This is a genomic window from Pseudomonas xantholysinigenes, assembly GCF_014268885.2.
Classification (GTDB): domain Bacteria; phylum Pseudomonadota; class Gammaproteobacteria; order Pseudomonadales; family Pseudomonadaceae; genus Aquipseudomonas; species Aquipseudomonas xantholysinigenes.
Map to the genome: position 1 here is coordinate 4,588,818 of NZ_CP077095.1, position 26,215 is coordinate 4,615,032.

9 protein-coding genes are annotated in these 26,215 nt (G+C 65.4%); all 9 read right to left on the minus strand.

The window, feature by feature from the left end; translation table 11 throughout:
- Positions 1-737: 737 nt before the first annotated feature.
- Complete coding sequence (locus tag HU772_RS20565) at positions 738-17,315, minus strand: autotransporter-associated beta strand repeat-containing protein (protein ID WP_186658820.1); 16,578 nt, start codon at positions 17,313-17,315, stop codon at positions 738-740.
- A 297-nt stretch (positions 17,316-17,612) separates the two neighbouring features.
- Positions 17,613-17,996, minus strand: coding sequence for a YkgJ family cysteine cluster protein (locus tag HU772_RS20570; protein ID WP_186658823.1), 384 nt, complete (start codon positions 17,994-17,996; stop codon positions 17,613-17,615).
- Between the two features lie 256 nt (positions 17,997-18,252).
- Positions 18,253-19,461, minus strand: a complete 1,209-nt coding sequence (alaC, locus tag HU772_RS20575) for an alanine transaminase (protein WP_186658826.1) — start codon at positions 19,459-19,461, stop codon at positions 18,253-18,255.
- Positions 19,462-19,794: 333 nt separating this feature from the next.
- Positions 19,795-20,682 carry a heme o synthase gene (gene cyoE, locus HU772_RS20580; protein ID WP_186658830.1) on the minus strand — a complete coding sequence of 296 codons (888 nt, stop codon included), beginning with the start codon at positions 20,680-20,682 and terminating at the stop codon, positions 19,795-19,797.
- Between the two features lie 11 nt (positions 20,683-20,693).
- Complete coding sequence (gene cyoD, locus HU772_RS20585; RefSeq protein ID WP_186658833.1) at positions 20,694-21,026, minus strand: cytochrome o ubiquinol oxidase subunit IV; 333 nt, start codon at positions 21,024-21,026, stop codon at positions 20,694-20,696.
- Positions 21,026-21,649 carry a cytochrome o ubiquinol oxidase subunit III gene (gene cyoC, locus HU772_RS20590; RefSeq protein ID WP_186658836.1) on the minus strand — a complete coding sequence of 208 codons (624 nt, stop codon included), beginning with the start codon at positions 21,647-21,649 and terminating at the stop codon, positions 21,026-21,028. Before cyoC ends, cyoD begins: the two co-directional genes overlap by 1 nt.
- Positions 21,650-21,652: 3 nt before the next feature.
- Positions 21,653-23,674, minus strand: coding sequence for a cytochrome o ubiquinol oxidase subunit I (gene cyoB, locus HU772_RS20595; RefSeq protein ID WP_186658838.1), 2,022 nt, complete (start codon positions 23,672-23,674; stop codon positions 21,653-21,655).
- A gap of 3 nt (positions 23,675-23,677) precedes the next feature.
- Positions 23,678-24,622 (minus strand): ubiquinol oxidase subunit II, encoded by a 945-nt coding sequence (gene cyoA, locus HU772_RS20600; RefSeq protein WP_186658841.1) that lies wholly within the window; start codon positions 24,620-24,622, stop codon positions 23,678-23,680.
- A 561-nt stretch (positions 24,623-25,183) separates the two neighbouring features.
- On the minus strand, positions 25,184-25,690 hold the full coding sequence (locus HU772_RS20605) for a disulfide bond formation protein B (RefSeq protein WP_186658843.1): 507 nt from the start codon (positions 25,688-25,690) through the stop codon (positions 25,184-25,186).
- Positions 25,691-26,215 lie beyond the last annotated feature (525 nt).

The window sequence follows — 26,215 nt, forward strand, 5'->3', positions numbered from 1 at the left end:
GGGGCGAGTTTTTGATCGCGTTATGGCGACCAGGTGCTTGGCGATGGTCTTGCAGCGCCTACAAGATCGAGCGCCGCTCCCGCAACGACCCCGCTAGCTTTAGCAGTTGAGCAAGACAGCCGCTCCCACAGCGACCGCGCCAACCTTGGGGCATGCACCATACCTGTGGGAGCGGGTTTACCCGCGAAGCAAGCGAAGCGGTGCCTGGCACCGGCTGTGCCGGTGTTCGCGGGCAAGCCCGCTCCCACAGGGTTCGCGCTAGCTTTAGCAGTTGAGCAAGACAGTTGCTCCGACATTTGTTTCGGGCCAATTATTCCTGTGAATGAGGCGGCGCCCGCCTTGGTGCATGCCTCAAGTCGTGCGCAGCGGCAGTGGTGCCCATGCTGAAATTTCGTCGGACCAACAAGGCGGCCCAGGTCATGGCACAGGATTGACTGGCCCGAAACAGATGTAGGAGCGGCCTTGCGTCGCGATGCGCCGCGCGGGCGGCGCTCGATCTGATAAGCGCTACAAGATTTGCGGCGAACACCTGGTGGCCCTGATGCGGTCTCGCCCCCAAAGACCAAGAAAAGGCCGGGCTTGAGAATGCCAGGGGCGCTTTGCGCCCCTTTCCGGCCGATCCGACGCCTCGGCAAGGCCGCTCCTACAGATACAGCACAACCCTCAAGGGCATTGCTGTATCTGTAGGAGCGGCCTTGTGCCGCGAAAGGGCTGCAACGCAGCCCCGGCGATCTACCTCAGAACCCCATGCTGAAGCTCACCACTACCCCATGGTCGCGGTTCTCATTGGACAGCTGCCCAGAGTAGCCAACCCCAAGCTTGCCGCTCGCGCCCACCGACAGGTCGACCCCGGCCTCGACCACCGCCGCGTCCTTGGCAATCGGCACGCCCTCGGTGCTGAACCCGGCGCCACCGTCGATGAAGCGCAGGTCGGCATCGGGCTTGTCATCACCGAAGGCATGGCGCCAGCCCAGCGACACGCGCGGGGTGATCTGGCTGCCGTTGTCGAGGGTGATGCGCTTGCCGGCGCGCACGCCAAGGGTGGAGAAGGTCACATCCTGCTTGACCTTGCCCTGCAGGCGCCCTGCCCCACCCTTCTCATGGGCGGTGTCGCTGTCGTAGTTGACATAGGCCAACCCAGCGAATGGCTCCAGGGCGATACCGCCGGCGTCGATGGCATAGCCCACCTCGCCGAACACCTGGGCGCTGCGCGCCTTGTACTTGGCTTTCAGGCGGTCGCTGTAGCTGCCCACTTCGACATCGCGCTTGCTGTCGATGTCATGCCAGCTGTAGGCCACGCCCAGGCGAGCGGCGAAGGCATCCAGCTGGTAACCGAGGTAGGTGGTCAGGTGGTAGCTGTCCACCGTGGCGTCGGAACGGCGACGGTGCGCGTCGATGCTCGAGCGGGTGTAGCCAGCGGCGGCGCCGACTTTCCACTGGTCATCCAGGGCGCGGTCGGCGCCGAGCATGAAGCCGGACAGGTCGCGGTCGACACTGGCATGGCTGCTGCTGCCGTCGTAGGTACCCCAGCCGCCGATGGCGCGGATCCAGCCCACCGCCTGGCCTTGGCAGCCTTCGCTGGTGAGTTGCTGGTTGGCGGTCGGCGCCAGGGTCCGACGTGGGTCGTCCTGATTGCTGCAGTCAGCCTGGCGCAGACGGTCGTTGACCGCGTCGCGGACATAGCGCGAATCCTCGATCAGCACGGTCGCGGTACTGGCGTGGATCTCGCCGGACAAGCTGTCGAACGCGGCCTGGGCGCCCTGACGGTCAAGCGGCAGCAGGTTGTTGACCAGCGTCGTCGGTGCCCCGGCACTGCTCAGGGCATTGGCCACGCCGCGCTGGTTGCCGGTGGCGGCGACATCGGCGAACGAATTGCCGTTGCGGCTGACCGACAGGGTCACCTGGTTGGCGCCGTAGCCCAGCGAACTGTTGAGGAACGCCGAGTTGGCCAGGTTGGTGGTGGCGAAGGTGCCGTTCACCCCGCCTGCGGCATTGACCACGGTGTACTGGCCGTTGCCACTGGCGAGGTTGGCCACTTGCAGGCTGCCGCCCAGGTTGGCGGTACCGCCGACGTTCAGGTAGTTCACCGGCGAGGCGCCGAGGTCGACCACCAGGGTCCCGCTGGAACCATTGGTGAAGTTGCCCGACACGTTCAGGTTGCCGGCAGGCCCCGGCAGCACGGTACCGTTGTTGGTCAAGCTGGCGACGGTGCCGTTGCCGGTCAACGCGGCGCCATTGGCGACCGTTACCTGGGCACCGAGGTTACTGCCGGGGTGGGCCGCATCGCCGACCTGGAGCACGCCCTGGTTGACGTTGAAGGCGCCGCTGAACGGCTGGTTGCCGGTCAGCAACAGGCTGCCGCCACCTTGCTTGGTGGTGGTGCCGGTGCCGCTGAGGGTGCCGTTGAAGGTGCCGTTGCTGCCTTGGGCGAAGACCAGGCTGGCGTTGTTGGCGATGTTGCCCTGCAGGCTGGTGGTGTTGCCGACCAGAGTACCGCCGCTGACGGTGGTGCCACCGCTGTAGGTATTGGCACCGGCGAGCACCAGGGTACCGGCATCGAGTTTCTCGATACCACCGTTGCCCACCAGCGGCGCGCTGACCGTGGCGCTGGCGCCGGCATTGACCCGCACCGACGCCAGGCTGCCATCGGTGGCGTTGACCGGGGTCAGGCTGCCATCGGCAGCGGCGACCAGCTGGTAACCGTTGCTGAGGAACTGCAGCCCTTCGAAGGCCTGGTTGCCGGCCACCGTGACGGTGCCTGGCGCGCCGCCAAACACGGCGTACTCGCCGCTCCAACCTTCGGCCGTGGTGCCGGTGGCGTTGGTCCAGTTGCTGCCCGGGCCCCAAGTGCCGCTGCCGCCGGCGATGGTGCCGTCCGGGGTGGTCTTGCTGCCGTTCCAGAACTGCAAGGTCTCACCGTAGTTCTGCACCACCAGGTTGATCTGGTTGGCGATGGCGGTCTGCAGGCTGAGGTCGCCCAGCACCACGCTGCCTGGAATGGCGCCGAACACCAAGCCGTTGTCGGTCAGCGTGCCGCCGTAGTTGAACAGCTGGTAAACCCCGGTGCCGAAGCCGCCGGCATCGGTGATGTTCAGCGTGCCGTCGAGCACCAGGTTGCCGTTGACCTTGACCACGGTGGTAGAGGCCGCCGGAGCACCGAGGGTGAAGTCCAGGGCGCTGCCCGAGGCCAGGTCGAGGCTGCCGACGGTGAGTGGCGTGGCGCTCTGCCCGGCGGCCAGGGTAGCGCCATTGGCGATCTGCACCGCGCCGCCGTAGGTGCCGCTGCCGCCCAGGCGGGCACCGGTGGCGACCTGCACGCTGGCGCTGTCGAGGCGGCCGTTGACCAGCAGGCTGCCGGCGTTGACGCTGGTGGCGCCGGTCAGGCTGTTGACGCCGGTCAGCAGCAACTCGCCAGTGCCGTTCTTGGCCAGGGTACCGCTGCCGGACAGGTTGCCTGCGTAGGTGCCGTTGCTGTTCTGCTCGAAGCTCAGCGCTGCGTTGTTGACGATCGCTCCCTGCAGGCTGCCGGTGTTGCCCACCACGCTGCCGGCGTTGATCTGGGTGCCGCCGCTGTAGCTGTTGGTACCGCCGAGGGTCAGCAGGCCGGCACCGTTCTTGACTAGGCCACCGGCGCCGCTGATGGCGCCGTTGAGGGTCAGGGCGTTGCTGCCGGCGATGGCCAGGGCGCCGTTGAGCACGGCGTTGTTGGCCAGGGTCACCGCGGTGTTGCTGTCCAGGGTGGTGCCGGCGGCGGCGGTCAGGGTGCCGCTGCCCAGGGCGCTGTTGTTGCCGACCACCAGGGTGCCGCCGTTGAGGGCGGTGCCACCGCTGTAGCCGTTGGCGGCGTTGAGCACCAGGGTGCCGGCATCCTGCTTGGCCACGCTGCCGGTGCCGTTGAGAGCAACGTTGAGGGTGGCGGTGACGTTGGGGTCGACCCGCAGGTTGGTGGTGCCATTGCCGAGCAGTTCACCCGCGGCGCCAGCGTTGAGCACATAGCCATCGGTGACGAACTGCAGGCCGGTGATGGTATGGCTGCCGTCCACGGTGACGGTGCCAGCGGCGCCCTGGAACACCGCGAAGGTGTCGTTCCAGGTGCTGTTGAGCACACCGTTGGCGTCGGTCCAGTTGGTGTTGGTGGCATTCCAGGTGCCGCTGCCGCCGTCGATCAGGCCGTTGGCGACGCTTTGGCTGCCATCCCAGAACAGCACGTTGCTGGCCCCGCCGACCACCAGGTTGACCTGGTTGGCAATGGCGGTCTGCACGGTCAGGTCGCTGGCCGGCACCGGCGTGGTGCCGATGGTCATGCCATTGTTGACCAGGCTGCCGCCGTAGCTGATCAGGTTGTACACCCCGGCGCCGAAGCCGCCGATGTCGGTGACATTGAGGGTGCCGCCGAGGGTCAGGTTGTTGGCCACGTTCACCAGCGGGCCACCACCACTGCCCGGCGCGCCGAGCGAGGCGTTGAAGTTGGCGCCGTTGTCCAGCGTCAGGTTGCCGGCGCTGAGGGTGCTGCCAGAGATGACATTGAGGTTGCCGCCGCTGGCCACCGCTACCGTGCCGCCCAGGCTGCCGGCGCCGGCCAGGTTGGCGCCGCTGGCGACGTTGACCGTGTTGCTGGCCAGGCTGCCATCGACCTGCAGGCTGCCGGCCTGCACGTTGGTGATGCCGCTGTGGCTGTTGCTGGCGCTGAGCGCCAGCACGCCGCTGCCGAGCTTGTTGAGGGTGCCGCTGCCACCGATGTTGCCGGCAAAGTTGCCGCCTTCGACGTTGAGGCTGTTGCCGGCGGCGATGTCGATCGCGCCGTTGCCGCCGATGTCGCCGAGGGTGGTGTTGCCGTCGAGGTTGAGGGTGGCGCCGCTGCTCACGTTCAGCTCGCTCTGGCTACCCAGGGCGGTGGTGCCGATGGTGCTGAGGCTGCCGGACAGCAGGTTGAGGATACCGCTGAAGGTGTTGTTGCCCGACAGCGTCAGGTCGGCCAGGCCGCTCTTGTTCAGGGTGCCGCCGCCGCTGAGCACGCCGGCCAGGTGCAGGTCGTTGCTGCCCAGCACATTGAGCACGCCACTGACGTTCACCGGATTGGCCAGGGTAACCACGCCGCTGGTGTCGAGGTTGGCATTGCCGGTGACATCCAGGCCACCACTGCCAAGGGCAGCGTTGTTGCCGAGCATCAGCGTGCCGGCCTGCAGCTCGGTGCCACCGCTGTAGGTGTTGACGCCGTTGAGGGTCAGGCTGGCAGCGCCGGCCTTGATCAAGCGACCGGCACCGGCCAGGACGCCGTTGAGGGTCAGCGGGTTGCTGCCCAGCACGTTGAAGGCGCCGGCCAGGTTGACGTTGTTGGCCAGGGTCACGGCCTGGCTGCTGTCGAGGCTGGTCCCGGCAGCTGCGTTGAGCACGCCGGTGCCGAGCGCGGTGTTGGAACCCAGCACCAGGGTGCCGCCGTTGAGCGCGGTATTGCCGGCGAAGCTGTTGTTGCCGGACAGCGCCAGGCGCGCTGCGCCGGCCTTGACCAGGCCTCCGGCGCCACCGATGGCGCCACTCAGGGCCAGGTCATTGCTGCCGGCGATGTTCAGCGGGCCGGCCAGCGTGATGGCATTGCCCAGGGCGACAGCCTTGTTGGCGTCCAGCGTGGTGCCGGCAGCAGTGTCGAGCGCGCCGCTGCCCAGGGCGCTGTCGCTGCCCAGTACGATCGTGCCGCCGCTCAGGGTGGTGCCACCGCTGTAGCTGTTGCTGCCGTTGAGCACCAAGGTGCCGCTGTCGAGCTTGTTGAGCTTGCCGCTGCCGGTCAGGCCGACATCGAGGGTGGCGGTCACACCGGGGTCGACTCGCACGCTGGTATCGCCGCCACTGCCATTGACCAGGTCGAGCACGCCGCCGGTGCCGGCCAGCAGGCGATAGCCGTCGCTGACGAACTGCATGCCGTTGAGGGTCTGGCTGCCGTCGACGGTGACATCGCCCGCGGTGCCCTGGAACACCGCGAAGGTGCTGCCCCAGGTGCCGTTGGTCACGCCGTTGAGGTCGGTCCAGTTGGTGTTGCCGGCATTCCACACGCCGCTGCCGCCATCGACCTGGCCGTTGGGCACGGTCTGGCTGCCATCCCAGAACTGGATGTTCAGGCCCGCGGCACTGACCAGCAGGTTGACCTGGTTGGCCAGGGCGGTCTGCAGGCTCACGTCGCCCAGGCCCACGCCCAGCGGCAGGCTGCCGAAGTCCAGGCCGTTGTCGGTGAGCGTGCCGGCGTAGTCGAAGATCCGGTACACGCCGTTGCCGAAGCCGCCGATATTGCTGACGTTGAGGGTACCGTCGAGGGTCAGGTTGCCGCCGACGTTGAACACTGCGGTGGTGCCGGTGGACGGTGCGCCGAGGCCGACATCGACGATCGAGCCGCTGTTGAGCAGCAGGCTGCCGAGGCCCAGGGTGCTGCCGCTCTGCCCGGCCAGGTGGCCACCATTGTCGATGATCACCGAGGCGTTGGCATTGCCGCTGCCGGTCAGGGTGGCGCCGCTGGCCACTGTCAGCAGGTTGCTGCCCAGCGTGCCGTCGACCTTCAAGGTGCCAGCGTTGACCAGGGTGTTGTCGGCCAGGTTGCTGGTGCCGGTGAGGGTCAGGGTGCCGCTGCCGACCTTGGTCAGGCCGCCCAGGCCGTTGAGGCCACCGGCGAAGGTGCCGTCAAGGTTGTTGCTGCCCAGGCTCAGGGTACTGCCGATGCCGATATCGACCTGGCCGCTGCCGGTCAGGCTGCCGAGGCTGGCATTGCCGTTGAGGTTGAGCTGGCCGCTGGCGCCGACGTTGAGGGTGTCGACGTTGGCCAGTACACCGCTGCCCAGGGTGGTCAGGGAGCCGGCCTGGATATCGACGTTGCCGGTGAAGGTCTTGACGCCAACCAGGGTCAGGTCGTCGACGCCGGTCTTGACCAGGTTGCCGGTACCGCCGAGGTCGCCGCTGAGGATCAGCGCGTTGGCGGCTTCGACGGTCAGGTTGGCGCCGTTGCTCAGGGCAATGGTGTTGCCCAGGGCCATCGGCGCGGAGTTGGCCAAGGTGGCATCGGCGGTGACCGACAGGGTGCCGGTGCCCAGCGCGCCGCTGTTGCCCACGGTCAGGCGCCCGGCGTTGAGCTGGGTGCCGCCCTGGTAGCCGTTGTTGCCGTTGAGGGTCAGGTTGCCACTGCCGTTCTTGGTCAGGCCGGCGGTGCCATTGAGCACGCCATTGAGGGTCAGGTCGTTGACGCCATCGACGCTGAGACCAGCGTTGAGGGTGACGTTGTTGGCCAGGGTGACATTGCTGCCTGCGCTCAAGGTCGAGGCCCCGGCGACGGTCAGGGCGCCCTGCCCCAGTGCGTTGTCGTTGCCGACCACGAGCTGGCCAGCGCCGAGGGTAGTGCCGCCGAGATAGTTGTTGGCGCCGTTGAGGGTCAGCGTGGCGGCACCCGATTTGTTCAGGCCGCCGACGCCGTCGAGCACGCCATTGAGGGTGAGGTTGGCGCTGCCCGGCACGTTGAGCGTACCGCCCAGGTGCACGGCGTTGCCCAGGGTGACGCCCGCGCCGCTGGCATCGAGGCTGGTGTTGGCGCCGGTGCTCAGAGCGCCGGTGCCCAGGGCGGTATTGCTGCCCACCACCAGGGTGCCGCCGTTGAGGCTGGTGCCGCCGCTGTAGGTGTTGTTGCCGTTGAGGGTCAGGCTGGCGGCGCCGTTCTTGACCAGGCCGTTGTTGCCGGACACCACGCCGTCGAGGGTCAGCGCCTGGCTGCCGTCGAGAGTCAGGTTGCCACCGGCAAGGTTGATGGCATTGCTCAGCGCCAGCGCCAGGCTGGTATCGAGGCTGGCGGCGCCAGTGACGGTCAGCGCACCGCCGCCCAGGGCCCCGGCATTGCCCAGCAGCAAGCTGCCGGTCTGCAGCGAGGTACCGCCTGCGTAGGTGTTGTTGCCGTTGAGCACAAGTTGCCCGGTGCCCAGTTTGTTCAGCGCACCGGCGCCGCTGATCACACCGTCGAGGGTCAGTGCCTGGGTATTGTTCAGCGCCAGCGTGGCGTTCGTGCCAAGGCCGATGGCATTGGCCAACTGCAGTACGCCAAGGGTCGCCAAGGTGCTGTTACCGGTCACCGACAGGTTGCCGCTGCCCAGGGCGGTGTTGTTGCCCAGGGTCAGGGTGCCGGCGCCAAGGGCGGTGGTGCCCTGGTAGGTGTTGGCGGCGCCCAGGGTCAGGTTGCCGCTGCCGGTCTTGGTCAGGCCGCCGCTGCCGCTGATCACACCGTTGAGGGCCAGGTCGTTGTTGCCGGGCAGGCTCAGGGTGTCGTTCAGCGTCACCTGGTTGGCCAGGGTCAGGGGGCCGCTGGTGGCCAGGTTGCTGGCGCCGCCGACGGTCAGGGTACCGGTACCCAGCGCCTGGTTGTTGCCCAGGGTCAGGGTGCCGGCATTGAGAGTCACGCCGCCGGTCAGGGTGTTGGCACCGCTGAGCGTAAGATTGCTGGCACCGTTCTTGGTCAGGCTGCCGGCCCCGGTGACCAGCCCGCCCAGGCCCAGGTCGTTGCTGCCGGCGATGATGAGGTTGCCGCCCAGGTTGACGGTGTTGCCGATGCTCAGCGCGGTGTTGCTGTCCAGCGTGGTGCCGGCCGCCGCGTTGAGCTGGCCGAGACCGAGGGCGTTGGCGCTGCCGAGCACCAGGGTGCCGGCATTGAGGTTGGTGTTGCCCAGATTCCCATTGATGCCGTTCAGGGTCAGGGTGCCACTGCCGGTCTTGGTCAGGCCGCCGACACCGTTGACGTTGCCGCCCAGGGTCAGGTTCTGTGCCCCGGCGATGGTCAGGTTGCCGGCCAGGTTGAGCTGGTTGGCCAGGGTGACGTTGGCGTTGCTGCTCAGGGTGGTGCCACCTACGGCATTGAGCGCACCGCTGCCCAGCGCCGTGTTGCTGCCCACCACCAGGGTGCCGCCGTTGAGGCTGGTGGCGCCCTGCTGACTGTTGCTGCCGTTGAGGGTGAGCGTGCCGGTGCCGCCCTTGACCAGGCCAGCGGTGCCGCTGAGCGCGCCGTTGAGGGTAAGGTCATTGCTGCCCGGCAGGCTCAGGTTGGCGTTCAGGGCGATGGTGTTGCCCAGGGTCAGGTTGGCCGTGGTGTCCAGGCTGGCGGCGCCCGTCACGGCCAGGCCACCGCTGCCCAGGGCGGCGGCGTTGCCCAGGGTCAGGGTGCCGGCGCCCAGGGTGGTGCCGCCACTGTAGGTGTTGGCGTTGCCCAGGGTCAGGTTGGCGCCGCCGTTCTTGACCAGGCTGCCAGTGCCAGAGACCACGCCCGACAGGCCCAGGTCGGCGGAGCCAGCAACGCTCAGGGCCCCGGCCAAGGTGAAGGCGTTGCCGAGGGTGACCGCGGTGTTGCTGTCCAGCGTGGTGCCGTTGGCAGTGCTGACCGCGCCGCTGCCGAAGGCGGTGTTGTTGCCGACCACCACCGTGCCGCCGTTGAACAGGGTGCCACCGGTGTAGCTGTTGGCGCCATTGAGCACCAGGGTGCCGCTGTCGAGCTTGGCCAGCTGGCCGCTGCCCGAGAGGCCGACGTTGAGGGTCGCGGTGACGCCCGGGTCGACCCGCACGGCGAAGGCGCCGTTGCTGCCGTTGACCAGGTTCAGGCCGCCGCTGCCGATCAGGCGATAGCCGTTGCTGACGAACTGCAGGCCGGTGGCGGCCTGGGTGCCGACCACGGTGACATCGCCCGCTGTGCCCTGGAACACCGCGAAGTCGCTGGCCCAGCTGCCGTTGAGCACGCCGTTGACGTCCGTCCAGTTGGTGTTGGTCGAGTCCCAGGTGCCGGTGCCGCCGTCGATCACGCCGTTGGGCACGCTCTGCGCGCCGTCCCAGAACTGCACGGTGCCGGTGGCGCCACCGACCAGCAGGTTGATCTGACTGCCGATGGAGGTCTGCACCTGCAGGTCGCCAGGCAGCATGGTACCTGGCACGTTGCCGACCAGCACGCCGTTGTCGACCAGCGCGCCGGTGTAGTCGAACAACCGGTAGATACCGGTGCCGAAGCCGCCGATATCGGTGACGTTGAGGGTGCCGTCGAGGGTCAGGTTGCCGTTGACGTTGACCAGCGCGGTGCCGCCGGTGGCAGGCGAGCCCAGGCCGAAATCGAGGATCGAGCCGCTGTGCAGGGTCAGTGCCCCGGTGTTGAGGGTCGCGCCACTGTTGGCCAGCAAATGCGCGCCGTTGGCGATATCGACCGCGCCGAGCAGGCTGCCGGTGCCGCCCAGGCTGGCGCCACTGTTGACCTGCACGCCGGCACTGGCCAGGGTGCCGGTGACGTTGAGCAGGCCGCCATTGACCGTGGTGTTGCCCGCGAGCACGTTGACCCCGGACAGCTCGAGGCTGCCACTGCCTTGCTTGATCAGGCCGCCGCTGCCGGCCAGCACGCCGCTGAACACACCGTTGAGGTTGTTGCTGCCGACGCTCAGGTTGCTGCCGCCGGCCACGTTCACCGTGCCGGCGCCGGTCAGGCCGCCGATGCTGGCACTGGCGCCAAGATTGAGGCTGGCGCCGGCGCCGACATTGACCCCGGAGGTATTGCCCAGGGCCGTGCCACTAACGGTGGTCAGGCTGCCGCCGATCAGGTCGACAGCGCCGGTGAAGCTGTTGTTGCCGCTGAGTGTCAGGTCGGCCAGGCCATTCTTGATCAAGCCGCCGTTGCCGCTGATCACACCAGCGAGGGTCAGGTTGTTGCTGCCGCCGAGGGTCAGGTCGGCGCCCAGGTTGACGTTGTTGCCCAGGCTCAGCGCGGTGCTGTTGTCCAGGCTGCCGGGGCCGGCCACGTTCAAGGTGCCGGTGCCCAGCGCGGCGCCGTTGCCGACCACCAGCCCACCGGCATTGAGGGTGGTGCCGCCGCTGTAGGTGTTGACACCGTTGAGGGTCAGGGTGGTGCCGCCGTTCTTGATCAGCTGGCCCGTGCCGCTGACCACGCCACCGAGGGTCATGGCATTGCTGCCGGCCAGGGTGAGGTCGGCGTTCAAGGCGATGTTGTTGCCCAGGTTGACGGCGGCGCTGCTGTCCAGGCTCGCGGCACCACCGACGGTCAGGGCACCGCTGCCGATGGCACTGGCGTTGCCCAGCACCAGGCCACCGGCATTGAGCACGGTGCCGCCAGAATAGGTGTTCAGGCCGCTGAGGGTGACCGTGGCGCTGCCATTCTTGATCAGCCGGCCAGTGCCGTCGATCAGGCCGCCAAGGGTCAGGTCGTTGCTGCCGCCCAGGGTCAGGTCGGCGCCCAGGGTGATGGCATTGCCGACGCTCAGCGCGGCACTGGTGTCGAGGCTGCCGGCCCCGGCCACGGTGAGCTTGCCGGTACCCAGCGCGGCACCGTTGCCCAGCACCAGGCCGCCAGCGTTGAGGATGGTGCCGCCCACATAGACGTTGGGGCCGGACAGGGTCAGGGTCGCGTTGCCGTTCTTGATCAGGCTGCCGATGCCACTGACCAGCCCGCCGAGCCCAAGATCAGCGGTACCGCCGATGGTCAGCGCGCCGGCGAGGTTGACCGCGTTGCCCAGGTTGACCGCCGTGCTGGCATCGAGGCTGGTGCCGGCGGCGGCGTTCAGGGCGCCGCTGCCCAGTGCGGTGTTGCTGCCGACGACGATGCCGCCAGCATTGAGCGCGGTGTTGCCCAGGTAAGTGTTGGCACCGCTCAGGGTCAGGGTGGTGTTGCCGTTCTTGACCAGGCCGCCGACACCGGCGATGACGCCGCCGAGGGTCAGGTTGTTGCTGCCAGGCAGGCTCAGGTTGCCGCTCAGGTTGATCGCATTGCCGATGTTCAGGCCCGTGACACTGGTGTCCAGCGACGTGTTGGCGCTGGCATTGAGCGCGCCGGTGCCCAGCGCAGTGTTGCTGCCCAGCACCAGCGTACCGGCGTTGAGCGTGGTGTCGCCGCTCTGGGTGTTGTTGCCACTGAGGGTCAGGCTACCGGCGCCGTTCTTGATCAGGCCACCGGCACCGCTGACCGTGCCGGCCAGGTTGAGGTTGTTGGCACCGGCCAGCGTCAGGTTGTCGCCGAGGTTGACGGCGTTGTTCAAGGTCATCGCCGTGGCGTTGGACAAAGTCGACGCGCCACCGACATTCAATGCACCGCTGCCCAGCGCGGCGGCGCTGGCCAGGGTCAAGGTACCGGCGTTGAGGTTGAGCCCGCCGCTGAAGGTGTTGGCCCCCGACAGGGTCAAGTTGCTGCTGCCATTCTTGGTCAATGCGCCGGCGCCGCTGATTACGCCGCTGAGGGTAGTGGTGTTGCTGCCTGGCAAGGTCAGGGTGGCGCCAGCGGCGAGGTTGATGGCGTTGCCCAGGTTGAGCGAGGCGCTGGCGTCGAGGCTGGCGTTGCCACCCACGCTCAGGGCGCCGCTGCCGATGGCGTTGTTGTTGCCCAGGGTCAGCAGGCCGGCATTGAGGGTGGTGCCGCCGCTGTAGGTGTTGTTGCCGTTGAGGGTCAGGCCGGCGTTGCCATTTTTGACCAGGGCGCCGCTGCCGCTGATCAGGCCGCCAAGGGTGGTGGCGTTGCTGCCCAGCACGGTCAGGGTGTTGCCGCCCAGGTTGATGCCGTTGGTGACGGCGACCGCGGTGCTGGCATCGAGGTTGGCATTGCCACCCAGGGTCAGGGCGCCGAGGCCGAGCGCGGTGTTGCTGCCCAGGGTCAGGGTGCCGGCATTGAGCTGGGTGCCGTTGGTGTAGAGGTTGTTGCCACTCAGGGTCAGGTTGGCGTTGCCATTCTTGACCAGCGAGCCAATGCCGCTGACCACCCCGTTCAGGGCCAGGTCGGCGCTGCCGTCGAGGGTCAGTGGGCCGGCAATGGTCACATCGTTGGTCAGGCTGACGGCGGTGCTGGCGTCCAGGTGGGTGCCCGCCAGGGTATTTAGGGTGCCGGTGCCCAGCGCGGTGTTGCTGCCGACCACGATAGTGCCGGCGTTCAGACGGGTGATACCGCTGTTGCTGTTGTTGCCGGTGAGGGTCAGGGTGGTGGCGCCGTTCTTGGTGATGCCGCCGTTGCCGGCGATGGCGCCGCTGAGGGTCAGGTCGTTGCTGCCGGGCAGGATGAAGTTGCCGGCCAGGTTCAGGGCATTGGCAAGGTTCAGGCCGGCGGCGCTGGTGTCCAGGGTCGTGTTGTTGGCGGCGTTCAGCGCGCCGCTGCCCAGCGCGGTATTGCTGCCGACCACCAGGGTGCCGGCGTTGAGCGCGGTGGCGCCGCTGTGGGTGTTGTTGCCGGTCAGGGTCAGGGTGGCGCTGCCGTTCTTGACCAGGCCGCCGGTGCCGCTGAGCGTACCGGCCAGGGTCAGGTTGCTGGTAGTGGGCAGTGTCAGGTCAGCCGCGAGGTTGACCGCGTTGTTCAAGGTCATCGCCGCCGAGTTGGCCAGGGTCGCGGCACCGCCAACATTGAGCGCGCCGCTACCAAGGGCGGCGGCGCTGGCCAGGGTCAAGGTGCCGGCGTTGAGGTTCAGACCGCCGCTGAAGGTATTGGCGCCACTGAGGGTCAGGTTGGTGCTGCCATTCTTGGTCAGCGCGCCGGTACCGCTGATCACCCCGCTCAGGTTGGTGGTGTTGCTGCCTGCCAGGGTCAGGGTGTTGCCGGCCAGGTTGATGGCATTGCCCAGGTTGAGGGTGCCGCTAGAGTCAAGGCTGGCATTGCCGCCCAAGGTCAGGCCGCCGGTGCCCAGGGCGTTGCTGTTGCCCAGGGTCAGCAGGCCGGCATTGAGGGTGGTGCCGCCACTGAAAGTGTTGTTGCCGTTGAGGGTCAGGCCGGCGCTGCCGCTCTTGACCAGCGCACCGGTGCCACTGATTTGCCCGGTCAGGGTGGTGGCGTTGCTACCCAGCACGGTCAGGGTGTTGCCGCCCAGGCTGATGGTGTTGGTTGCGGCGACGGCGGTGCTGGTGTCGAGGTTGGCGTTGCCACCCAGGGCCAGGCCGCCGATCCCCAGCGCGGTATTGCTGCCCAGTACCAGGGTGCCGGCGTTGAGCTGGGTGCCGTTGCTGAAGATGTTGTTGCCGCTCAAGGTCAGGCTGGCGTTGCCGTTCTTGACCAGCGAACCAAGGCCGCTGAGCTGGCCGCTCAGGCCCAGGTTGGCGGTGCCATCGATAGTCAGCGGCCCGGCGATGATCACATCGTTGGCCAGGCTGACCGCGGTGCTGGCATCCAGGTGGGTGCCGGCAGCCGTGTTGAGGATGCCCGTGCCCAGCGCGGTGTTGCTGCCGACTACCAGGGTGCCGCCGTTGAGGAAGGTCGAACCGCTGTTGCTGTTGGCACCGCTCAAGGTCAGCGTGGTGTTGCCACTCTTGGTGATACCGCCGGTGCCGGCGATGGCACCACTCAAGGTCAGGTCGTTGCTGCCCGGCAGGTTGAGGTTGCCGCCCAGGTTCACGGCATTGGCGATGTTCAGGCCAGCGACGCTGGTGTCGAGGGTGGTGTTGGCGGCGGCGCTCAGCGCGCCGGTGCCCAGGGCGGTGTTGCTGCCCAGCACCAGTGTGCCGGCATTCAGCAGCGTGGCGCCGCTGTGGGTGTTGTTGCCGCCGAGCGTCAGGCTGGCGCTGCCGTTCTTGGTCAGGCCGCCGGTACCGCTGAGGTTGCCGGCCAGGTTGAGGTTGTTGGCCCCGCTCAGGGTCAGGGTAGCGCCCAGGTTGACGCCATTGGTCAGGGTCATCGCCACGCTGTTGGCCAGCGTCGCGGCGCCGCCCACGCTGAGCGCGCCCGTGCCCAGGGCCGCGGCACTGGCCAGGGTCAGGGTCCCGGCGTTGAGCGTCAGCCCACCGCTGAAGGTATTGCTGCCGCCCAGGGTGAGGTTGCTGCTGCCGTTCTTGATCAACGCACCGGTACCGCTGATCACACCGCCCAGGGTGGTGGCGCTGGTGCCCGGCAGGGTCAAGGTGTTGCCGCCCAGGTCGATGGCGTTGCCCAGGTTCACCGCCACGCCGGCATCGAGGCTGGCATTGCCGCCCAGGCTCAGTGCGCCGGTGCCCAGGGCATTGTTGTTGCCCACGGTCAGCACGCCACCGTTGAGGGTGGTGCCGCCGCTGAAGGTGTTGCTGCCATTGAGGGTCAGCCCGGCGCTGCCGTTCTTGACCAGTGCCCCGGTGCCGCTGATCACGCCACCGAGGGTGGTGGCGCTGGTGCCCAGCAGGTTGAGGGTGTTGGCCCCCAGGTTGATCGCATTGGCCAGGCTGACCGCGGTACTGGCATCGAGACTGGCATTGGCGCCCAGGGTCAGCGCGCCGGTCCCCAGGGCATTGCTGTGGCCAACGCTGAGCGCGCCGCCGTTGAGGGTGGTGCCGCCACTGAAGGTGCTGTTGCCATTGAGGGTGAGCGCGCCGGCGCCGTTCTTGATCAGCGCGCCGGTGCCGCTGATCACGCCTCCCAGCGTGGTGGCATTGTTGCCCGGCAGGGTCAGGGTGTTGCCGGCCAGGTTGATGGCGTTGCCCAGGCTCAGCGCGGCGCTGGCATCGAGGGTGCTGTTGCCCCCCAGGGTCAGCGCGCCGGTGCCCAGCGCGGCGCTGTTGCCGAGGGTGAGCTTGCCGCCGGCCAGGCTGGTGCCACCGCTGTAGGTGTTGACGCCATTGAGGGTGAGGTCGGCGCTGCCGTTCTTGGCCAGTGCCCCGGTGCCGCTGATCACACCGTTCAAGATGGCGGCGTTGGTGCCCGCCAGCGTGAGGGTATTGGCGCCCAGGTTGACGGCGTTGCTCAAGGTCAATGCCGCAGTGCTGTCCAGGCTGCCGTTGCCGGTCAGGGTCAGGGCGCCCGCGCCGAGCGCGCTGTCATTGCCCAGGGTGAGCGTGCCGCCGGCCAGGGAGGTGCCGCCGGAGTAGGTGTTAATACCGTTGAGGGTCAGGTTGCCGCTGCCGCTCTTGACCAGCGATCCGGTACCGCTGATCAGGCCACCAAGGGCCAGGGCATTGCTGCCGGGCAGGGTCAAGGCCGCATTCAGGGTGATGCCGTTGTTCAGCACCAATGGCCCGCTGCCTTGCAGGCTACCGGCGCCGCTGACGGTCAAGCCGCCACTGCCGAGCGCCGCCGCGCTGGTCAGGTTGAGGCCACCGGCCGTCAGGTTGGTGCCGCCGCTGTAGGTGTTGCTGCCGCCGAGGGTGAGCAGCCCGGTACCGGTCTTGGTCAGGCCACCGACACCCGAGACCACGCCGTTGAGGGCCATGTCGGTGGCCCCACCAACGCTCAGCCCGGCGTTGAGGATCAAGGCATTGGCCAGGCTCACCCCACCGACGGTTCCCGCCAGCCCGCCGCCGTTGACAGTGATGGCACCGGCGCCGAAGGCATTGGAGTTGTCGAAGTTGACCTGGCCACCGTTGAGGGTGGTCAGGGTGGTGCCGTTGAGCACCTGGCCAATCAGCGACCAAGTACCGCTGTCGACGATCAGGCGATTGAAGTTGATGTAGTTGTTGGCGTTGATCGTGCCGCTGCCACTGGTACCGCTACCGCCGCCGATGGTGTTCTGCAGGGCCAGGGTGTTGGTGCCACCGGCACCGCCGTCGATCTTGCCCGCCGCCGCATAGGCGAGGTTGGGGTTGCTGGTGACCAGCAGGGCCACGCCGATACCGAGCCCGGCACTGACGCTGGAACCGGTAATGGCGTTGAAACGGTTGCTGCTGTTGGCCCCCATCGACAGGCTGCCGGTGATGCTGCCGGCGTTAGTGAAGGTGTTGCCCGCCGTGGACGCCTCGAAGGCTGCCCGACCAAGGATGGTGCCGGTGTTGGTGAAGTCCACCTTGCTGCCGCCGGTGACGGCGATCACCGGGGTATCCTCGCTGACCAGGGTCAGGCTGGCCAGCGCCGAAGAGCCGATGCTGCCGGCGTTGCTGATGGTGGTAGTGCCGCTGCTGCCATTGCGGGCGTCCAGCGCCATGCCGGTCAGGTTCAGCAGGTTGGCGCCGAGCAAGGCGCCGGTACCCTTGATCACGCCCGTGGCATTGTTGTTGATGGTGAGCGTGCTGCCGGTACCGGTATTGCCGATCAGCACGGCGGAAGACTGGATGCTCAACAGCCCGAGCAAGGTCGGGTCGATGGTGCCGGAGTTGTTCAGGGTGTTGTTGTTGCCAGCCAGCGACAGCGAGGTGCCGCCCACGCCCAGCAAGGTGCCTAGGGAAGCGCCCGGGTTGACGTTCACGGTCAGGCCGCTGCCGCCATTGGTATAGCTCGGCGCCAAGGGGTTGGCCGCGCCGTTGCAGGTGATTATCGACCCGGCCGCGCTGCACACGGCAAGCGCCTGCTCACTGGTCAGACCTAGGGCCATGCCCCCCACCGCCAGACTGACGGCCAGGGACAATTGGGAGAAACGGGCAGGCAAGCGTGCGGCGACAATTCTGTCCACGGAGAGCTCCTTCGTGGATCAGGCGATTCGGTCCCTGAATGCGTGAACAGCGCTTGTTGCAGTGAATCTGAGCACGCGAACGGCGAAACACCTGACCATGGCTACAAATTTTCCTTTGCAGAAATGTGTAGCCGCTCGCAGCCGCGTGGCAGGGCGTTGGCGCCGGTCAAATGGTGTTAATACTTTGTCGAGGCGGCACGTGTTTCGCGGGTTTCAGCCCGGCACAGGTTGGATCCAACCGACGAACGGTCATGGCGAATGGCCAGAACCTGACAAGTTGCCGAGGGCTGAAGCCCCTCAGGCAACCTCAGCGCCCTCCTCTGGCCAATGTGGCTCGTTGGCCCCAGGCGGGGTCAATGGCGGCAAGCCATAGGCGGCCCGGGCATCGTCACAGCTGGGGTTGTGCACGCCGTTTTCCCACGAGGCCTCGAACTCGCGGCAGGGGCTGGAGCGATTCTCGTAGATGGAGCACGCCACTTGCGTGCCGATCTCGCCGCCGAGGCTCACGCAACGGCAAGGCTTGGCGTCGGTGCCGATCATCGCGACCCGGGTCGGGTTGATCTGTACCACCAGATCGTCGGGCACCACGCCGCCGGCGGACTGGCATTCACCCCAGAAGAAAGACACACGAAAGTAGCCGCAGCAGGCGCCGCAGGTCAGGCAAGGATTCTGTTCGGACATGATGGCCAGGAAGGGAGGTTGTTGTTATCCGGGCGAGCGCCCGCGGCGCTATTTGTAATCCAGGCGCGATCGGCTGAGAAGAGGGGCGATGAAAAAAAGACGGCCGCTGGTCGCGGCCTCAAGCTGTTAGCGGCAAGCGGCAAGCGGCAAGCGGCAAGCGGCAAGAAAAAGCTTTGCGTCTTCCCTGCCCCGCTCATATGGGAGGCCGCAAGACGACTGTATTGCACAGGTCAGCTTGCGGCTTGCGGCTTGCAGCTTACTTGCTGGTCAACCCATCGGCCCGGAACATCTGGCGAATGCCGCGAATGGCCTGGCGGATGCGGTCCTGGTTCTCGATCAGGGCGAAGCGCACGTGGTCATCGCCATAGTCACCAAAGCCAATCCCCGGCGACACACAGACCTTGGCCTCGGCCAGCAGCTTCTTGGAAAACTCCAGCGACCCCAGGTGCGCATACTGCTCGGGGATCTTGGCCCAGACGTACATCGACGCCTTGGGGTTCTCGACCATCCAGCCCAGTTCGTGCAGGCCCTTGACCAGCAGGTTGCGGCGCTGGCGGTACTGCTCGGCGATATCGCGCACGCACTGCTGGTCGCCTTCCAGCGCGGCAATCGCCGCCACCTGCAGCGGGGTGAAGGTGCCGTAGTCGTGGTAGCTCTTGATCCGCGCCAGGGCGCTGACCAGCTCGGGGTTGCCGACCATGAAACCGATCCGCCAGCCGGCCATGTTGTAGCTCTTGGACAGGGTGAAGAACTCCACCGCGATGTCCTTGGCGCCGGGCACCTGCATGATCGACGGCGCCTTCCAGCCGTCATAGACGATGTCGGCATAGGCCAGGTCGTGCACCACCAGCACATCGTACTGCTTGGCCAGAGCCACCACGCGCTCGAAGAAGTCCAGTTCGACGCACTGTGCGGTGGGGTTGGACGGGAAGCCGAGGATCATCATCTTCGGCTTGGGGATCGACTCGCGGATCGCCCGTTCCAGCTCGTTGAAGAAATCCACGCCCGGCACCAGCGGCACGGAACGCACCTGGGCACCGGCGATCACCGCGCCGTAGATGTGGATCGGGTAGCTGGGGTTGGGCACCAGCACCGTGTCGCCGTGATCGAGGGTGCCAAGCATCAGGTGCGCCAGGCCCTCTTTCGAGCCGATGGTGACGATGGCTTCGCTTTCCGGGTCGATGTCGACCTCGTAGCGTTCCTGGTACCAGTTGGAAATGGCCCGGCGCAGGCGCGGAATGCCGCGGGAGGTGGAGTAGCCATGAGTATCGTCGCGCTGGGCGACCTGCACCAGTTTATCGACGATGTGCGGCGGCGTGGCGCCGTCGGGGTTGCCCATACTCAAGTCGATGATGTCCTCGCCACGGCGGCGAGCGGCCATCTTGAGTTCGGCGGTGATGTTGAAGACGTAGGGGGGAAGACGATCGATGCGCGCGAAACGGCGCGGCGAACCTGGGTTGGCCATGGTTTCCTCTGAAGACGTAAGCGCCCGGAACCGTCCGAGCGACGTTGGCCGATGTGGCGGCCTGAATCAGAAGATAGTGCCGAAACACCATTAATGCAAAAGATAATTTCCTGTTTTTATAGATTTTTTAGATGTTTTTTTTGAAAATTTTAGATCCATGTTTGCAACACCGGCCTCTTCGCGGGCAAGCCCGCTCCCACAGGTACAGTGCACGCCTCAAAGGCTGCGAGAATCCTGTGGAAGCGGGCTTGCCCGCGAAGAGGCCGGTACTGGAAAACAGGCATAAAAAACCCCGGCACATGGCCGGGGTTCTTGGTGTAGCAGCCCGCTGTATCAGCGCGCGTAGGTCATCAGCACATCGGCCGCGGTCTGGCTGTCCACGCCCATCATCACGCTCAAGGCAGTGACGGTGAGGATGGAAAAACCGAATACCTTGCGCGCCCACTTGCTGTCATCCTCGGCCTTGTAGCCACCCCAGGCCATGTACAGCCAGTACAGGCCCATGGCAGCCGCCACGGCGAGGTAACCCAGACCGGCATAGCCGCCCAGGGTCAGCATCAGGGTCGCCAGCACGAAGGCCAGCACGTACAGGACGATCTGCTTCTTCGCCGCGAGGATACCGCGCGCCACCGGCAATACCGGAATGTTGGCGGCGCTGTAGTCCTTGAAGCGGAAGATGGCGATGGCGAAGCTGTGCGGCATCTGCCACAGGCTGAACATCACCAGCAGGGTCACCGCGGCCAGGTCGAAGCTGTTGCTCACGGCGCAGTAGCCGATCACCGGAGGCATGGCACCGGACAGGCTGCCAACCAAGGTGCCGTGCACCGATTTACGCTTGAGCCACAGGCTGTAGAAGCCGACGTAGACCACGAAGCCGACCAGGGCGCAGAACGCCGCGAGCGGATTGGCTTGCACATACAGCAGGCTGAAACCCGCCACCCCGAGCAGGGTGGCGTAGATCAGCGCGAGGGGCAGCGACATGCCACCCTGCACCATGACGCGGTTCTTGGTGCGCTCCATCTTGTGGTCGATGTCACGGTCGATGCAGTTGTTGAACACGCAACCGGACGCCACCACCAGGGAAGTACCTACCACCACCGCCAGGAACAGGGCGAAGTCCACATGGCCCTTCGCGGCAAGGAAGAAACCGCCTGCCACGGAAAGCACGTTACCGAAAATGATCCCCGGTTTGGTGATTTGGATAAAGTGCTTCACGGACATGCAGTCTTACCTCACTTGGCCAACATTTCGAAGTGGATGCTGAACATGATCCACAGCGACAGGCCGACCAGCAGTGCAATTACCAGAACGGTGAACAGGAACGTCGACACATTGGAACGCTGCTCTTTCGAGCGGTCCATGTGCAGGAAGTACACAAGGTGCACAACCACCTGGATGACGGCCATGGCCACCACGATCAGGACGGTCAGGTTCTTCGGCAGGCTCGGGAACATCACCAGGCCGAACGGAATCGCGGTCAGGATGATCGAGAGCACGAAGCCGATCATGTACGACTTCACGCTACCGTGGTTACCCTCGTGATGAGTGTCGTGTGCGCTAGCCATTACAGAACTCCCAGCAGGTAGACGACGGTGAACACGCAGATCCAGACCACGTCCAGGAAGTGCCAGAACAGGCTCAGGCAGCTCATGCGGGTCTTGGCGGTCGGCGTGATGCCGTGCTTGTTGATCTGGTACATCATGATTGCCATCCAGATCAGGCCGGCAGTCACGTGCAGGCCGTGGGTACCGACCAGCGCGAAGAACGCCGACAGGAAACCACTGCGCTGCGGGCCGTAGCCCTCGGCGATCAGGTGATGGAATTCATAGATTTCCATCGCGATGAAGCCGGCACCGAACAGGAAGGTCACGGCCAACCAGCCCAGCACGCCTGCCTTGTTGCCGGCGAACATCTTCAGCATGGCGAAGCCGAAGGTGATCGAGGACAGCAGCAGGAACGCGGTTTCGACCAGCACGAAGTCGAGCTGGAAGATGTCGTGACCCGACGGGCCGCCGGCGAAACCGCCGGACAGCACCGCGTAGGTGGCGAAGAGCGACGCAAACAGGATGCAGTCGGTCATCAGGTAGAGCCAGAAACCGAGGACGGTCATCTGGCCCGAGTCGTGGTGGTGGTCATCATGCCCATGGTCGTGACCATGAGCAGCACCGTGCATTACTTGACTGGACATTGATTACACCCGTTCAAACGATTCGACACGTGCGCCGCCGGCAGGCAGTACACCAGCCTGGGCCAGCGCTTTCATGCGCTCGCCTTCGATGCGCGCCACTTCTTCGGCCGGAACCATGTAGCCCTGGTCGTCACGCGCGGCGTGGCGAACGAAGACAGCGATGGTCGCAACCAGGCTCGCACCCACCAGCCACCAGATGTGCCAGATGAAGGCGAAGCCGAACACGGTCAGCAGCAGACCCATGAACAGACCGGTGGAGGTGTTGCTCGGCATGTGGATCGCTTCGTACTTGGCAGGCGCCTTGTAGGCGGCACCGGCTTGCTTGGCTTCGTGCCAGGCGTCCAGGCCGACATGCTCAGGCATGTGAGCGAAGTTGTAGAACGGAGGTGGCGACGAAGTCGACCATTCCAGGGTACGGCCGCCCCATGGGTCGCCGGTGACGTCCATGTTGTCCTTGCGATCGCGAACCGAGACGTAGATCTGGATCAGCTGGCAGGCGATACCGAACAGGATCAGCACGGCGCCGACCACGGCCACGTACAGGTAGGGTTCCCACAGCGGGTTGTCGGAGTGGTTCAGACGACGGGTCATGCCCATGAAGCCCAGGGCGTACAGCGGCATGAACGCTACGTAGAAGCCGGAGATCCAGAACCAGAAGGCAGCCTTGCCCCACTTCTCGTTCAGGGTGAAACCGAAGGCTTTCGGGAACCAGAAGGCGAAGCCAGCGATGTAGCCGAATACCGCGCCACCGATGATCACGTTGTGGAAGTGGGCGATCACGAACAGGCTGTTGTGCAGAACGAAGTCGGCACCCGGAACAGCCAGCAGAACGCCGGTCATGCCACCGATCGAGAAGGTGACCATGAAGCCCAGGGTCCACATGATCGGCGCGGTGAAGCGCAGACGGCCCTGGTAGATGGTGAACAGCCAGTTGAACAGCTTCACACCGGTCGGAATGGAGATCAGCATCGTCGCCAGGCCGAAGAAGGTGTTGACGCTGGCGCCGGCACCCATGGTGAAGAAGTGGTGCAGCCAGACCGCGAAGCCGAGGATGGCGATCGCGCCCGAGGCGTAGATCATCGAGTGGTGACCGAACAGGCGCTTGCCCGCGAAGGTCGAGGTAACTTCCGAGAACACGCCGAAGGCCGGCAGGATCAGGATGTAGACCTCAGGGTGACCCCATGCCCAGAACAGGTTGACGTACATCATCGGGTTCCCACCAAGCTCGTTGGTGAAGATGTGGAAGTCCAGATAACGGTCAACAGTCAGCAGGGCGAGTGCGGCGGTCAGGATCGGGAAGGAAGCGACGATCAGCACGTTGGCCCAGGTGCAGGTCCAGGTGAAGATCGGCATGTCCATCAGCTTCATGCCAGGTGCGCGCATCTTCATCACGGTGACGAGGAAGTTCACGCCGGTCAATGTCGTACCCAAGCCTGAGAGCTGTAGCGCCCAGATGTAGTAGTCGACACCCACACCAGGGCTGTACTGAATGCCCGCGAGCGGCGGATAGGCAACCCAGCCGGTCTTGGCGAATTCACCAACGCCCAGCGAGATGTTGACCAGCAGCACGCCTGCCAGCAGCAGGTAGAAGCTCAGGGAGTTCAGGAACGGGAAGGCAACGTCACGCGCACCGATCTGCAGCGGAACCGCGAGGTTCATCAGGCCGGTGAAGAACGGCATCGCCATGAAGATGATCATGATCACACCGTGGGCGGTGAAGATCTGGTCATAGTGTTCAGGCGGCAGGTAGCCTTCGGAGCCACCGGTGGCGGCGGCCAGCTGGGTACGCATCATGATGGCGTCGGCGAAGCCGCGCAGCAGCATGACCATAGCGACGATGATGTACATCACGCCGATTTTCTTGTGGTCGACCGTGGTCAGCCACTCGGTCCACAAGTAGGTCCACTTGCGGAAATAGGTGATGGCACCAACGACGGCGATACCACCGAGCGCGATCATGGCAAGCGTCACCATGACTATCGGCTCGTGATAGGGTATCGCCTCCAGGCTTAATTTACCGAACATCTCTTACTCCTCTGCACCGGCAGCTGGTTGCATACTCGATTCCACACCCTTGGTCGTGGCCAGGTCTTTGCTGCCTGCTTCTTCGTGGCTCGGACGACCACGGTTCATGCCTTCGTACTTGTCGACGATCAGCTGGAACTGCTCAGGCGAAGCCTCGCTGTACAGCGCGACCGGGTTGTTTTCGCTTGGTTTGGCCAAGGCGTCGTATTCGGCCTTGTCCAGCTTCTTCGGCGAGGCCTTCACTTCAGCGACCCATGCATCGAAGTCGGCTTGCGAAGTGGCGGTTGCCTTGAATTTCATACCGGTGAAGCCGGCACCGCTGTAGTTGGCGGAGATACCGTCGAACTCACCGTTCTCGTTGGCGATCAGGTGCAGTTTGGTGGTCATGCCAGCCATTGCGTAGATCTGGCCACCCAGGCCCGGGATGAAGAAGGAGTTCATCACGGCGTCGGAGGTGACACGGAAGTTGACCGGGGTGTTGGCCGGGAAGACGATCTTGTTGACCGTGGCGATGCCCTGTTCCGGGTAGATGAACAGCCATTTCCAGTCCAGCGCGACCACATCGATCTGCACCGGCTTCACATCGGAATCCAGTGGACGATACGGGTCCAGCTTGTGGGTGGAGTGGTAGGTGAAGTAGCCCAGGGCGATGATGATCAGGATCGGGATGATCCACACCGCGGCTTCGATCTTGGTCGAGTGCGACCAGTCGGGGGTGTAGGTGGCAGCCTTGTTGGAAGCACGGTACTTCCAGGCGAACGCCAGGGTCATGATGATCACGGGCACGACCACCAGCAGCATCAGACCGGTGGCGATCAGGATCAGGTTCTTCTGCTCAATGCCCACCTGGCCCTTCGGATCGAGCAGGGTCCAGTTGCACCCACTGAGTAAAAGCATGCCTAAAAAGGGCAATATGCCAAACAGTCTGGGGTAACGCTTTTTACTCATCTCACGACCTCTAGATCAGCTTGCTTCAATGCAATTTGTGTTTTGGTAGCCAACACTTCGTCCTGCCAAGTGCGGCAATTGGCGCCCGTACTCGCCCCTGCCTGGGATCCGACTGCAGGATCTTGGCGTCAAGCGGGTTAGCGGTGCTTATGGTTTCGTAGGCAACAGGCCTGTACTTCAGACCAAGTCCATTTGGTGCGGGAAAACGCGGAGGGGTGTCCGCCCGGTATCGCCGTTGGGCGAAACTTGTCGAAGTCAGCAAATGGGAAAGCGCTGCGGCTCCCATCAATCCTGCGACTCGCAAGCAGTGCCGAACGGAAATTGGGGGCGATTGTAGATAGGTCAATAGACCTTGACTATGACTTATTGAGCAACAGTCTTTTACAGGATGCGTAACAATACTGCTCAAAAAATCAACTTCGCGACAGTTTGTCGCACCCCGCTTGATAGCCCTGAACCCCTTGTAGCGCAAGGGCCGAAGCCTGACCTGGATCAACCGGCGCGAGCGTTTTGCGGCTTATCTCGCCGCGCAATAGACCCAGGTCAATTCGGGACTTTGGTCTAAGCGCGACGGCGGTTCCGGTAGATCCCCAGCGGCACCAGCAGCGCGGTCAGCACGAAGGCCACCAGGGCCCATTGGGCGAGGGACAGGCCGAGAATCGGCGGATACGGAGTGGCGCAGAAGCCATCGACCTGGAACGCCAGCGGCCACAGCTTGGCCAGCGGCAGGTCATCGACGATGGGCTGCAGGGTATCGATACCGCAGCTGACCATCGGGTTGGCGAGTATATACACATGGTTGCCGGCTGCAACGATGCCGCCAATGGCGCTGAGTACCACCAGTGCCTCGAAGAAGGTCAGGCTGCGCCGCCCCGGCATGGCCGCGGCAATGAAGGCGAACACGGCGATGAACAGCAAGGCGTAGCGCTGCAGGATGCACAGCGGGCATGGCGCCTCGCCCAACACCACCTGCATGTACAGGGCGCCACCGATCAGCGCCAGGCAGATCACGCCGAGGAGCACCAGAAAGCGCCGTTCCCGATTCAGGCGCGATGAGAGTTCGTTCATTGCCGATTCCTTCGATGAAGTGTGGCAGCGTGGGCTGCCCGGGGGGCGCCAAGTCTACACGCTGGAGATGACCTTTGAATGCATCGAGGAAGGACGTGTGCGCTATCCACTGCTGACCTAGGACCGAGCGGGTCGGTTTCGGTTCAACGGCCGCGCGTGAAAAACACGGCAACCCGAGCGCCGGACAGGGGCAGGCCCCTCGACACTCGGGAGTGAAGGATACAGTGATTAAAGGAGGATTAAAGATGAACGCCGGTGTAGGTGCGTTCATCTCTTTCTATATAGAGAAGGGTGGTAGGCCCAATGGCTGGCAAGCCAGCCCCCGCACGGGGAATGCAACCGCCCGCTTCGTTCTCGATTACCCACGGTTGGGAGCATCCGGTACGAGAGCTGGCTTGCGAGCAATTGGGATGTCGGAGTCCGGGGGCGCTTTGCGCCCCGTTCGCGGCACAAGGCCGCTCCTACAGGAGTGCGCAATCCCTGAGCGGCCTTGCGTCGCGAAAGGGCTGCGCAGCAGCCCCGACA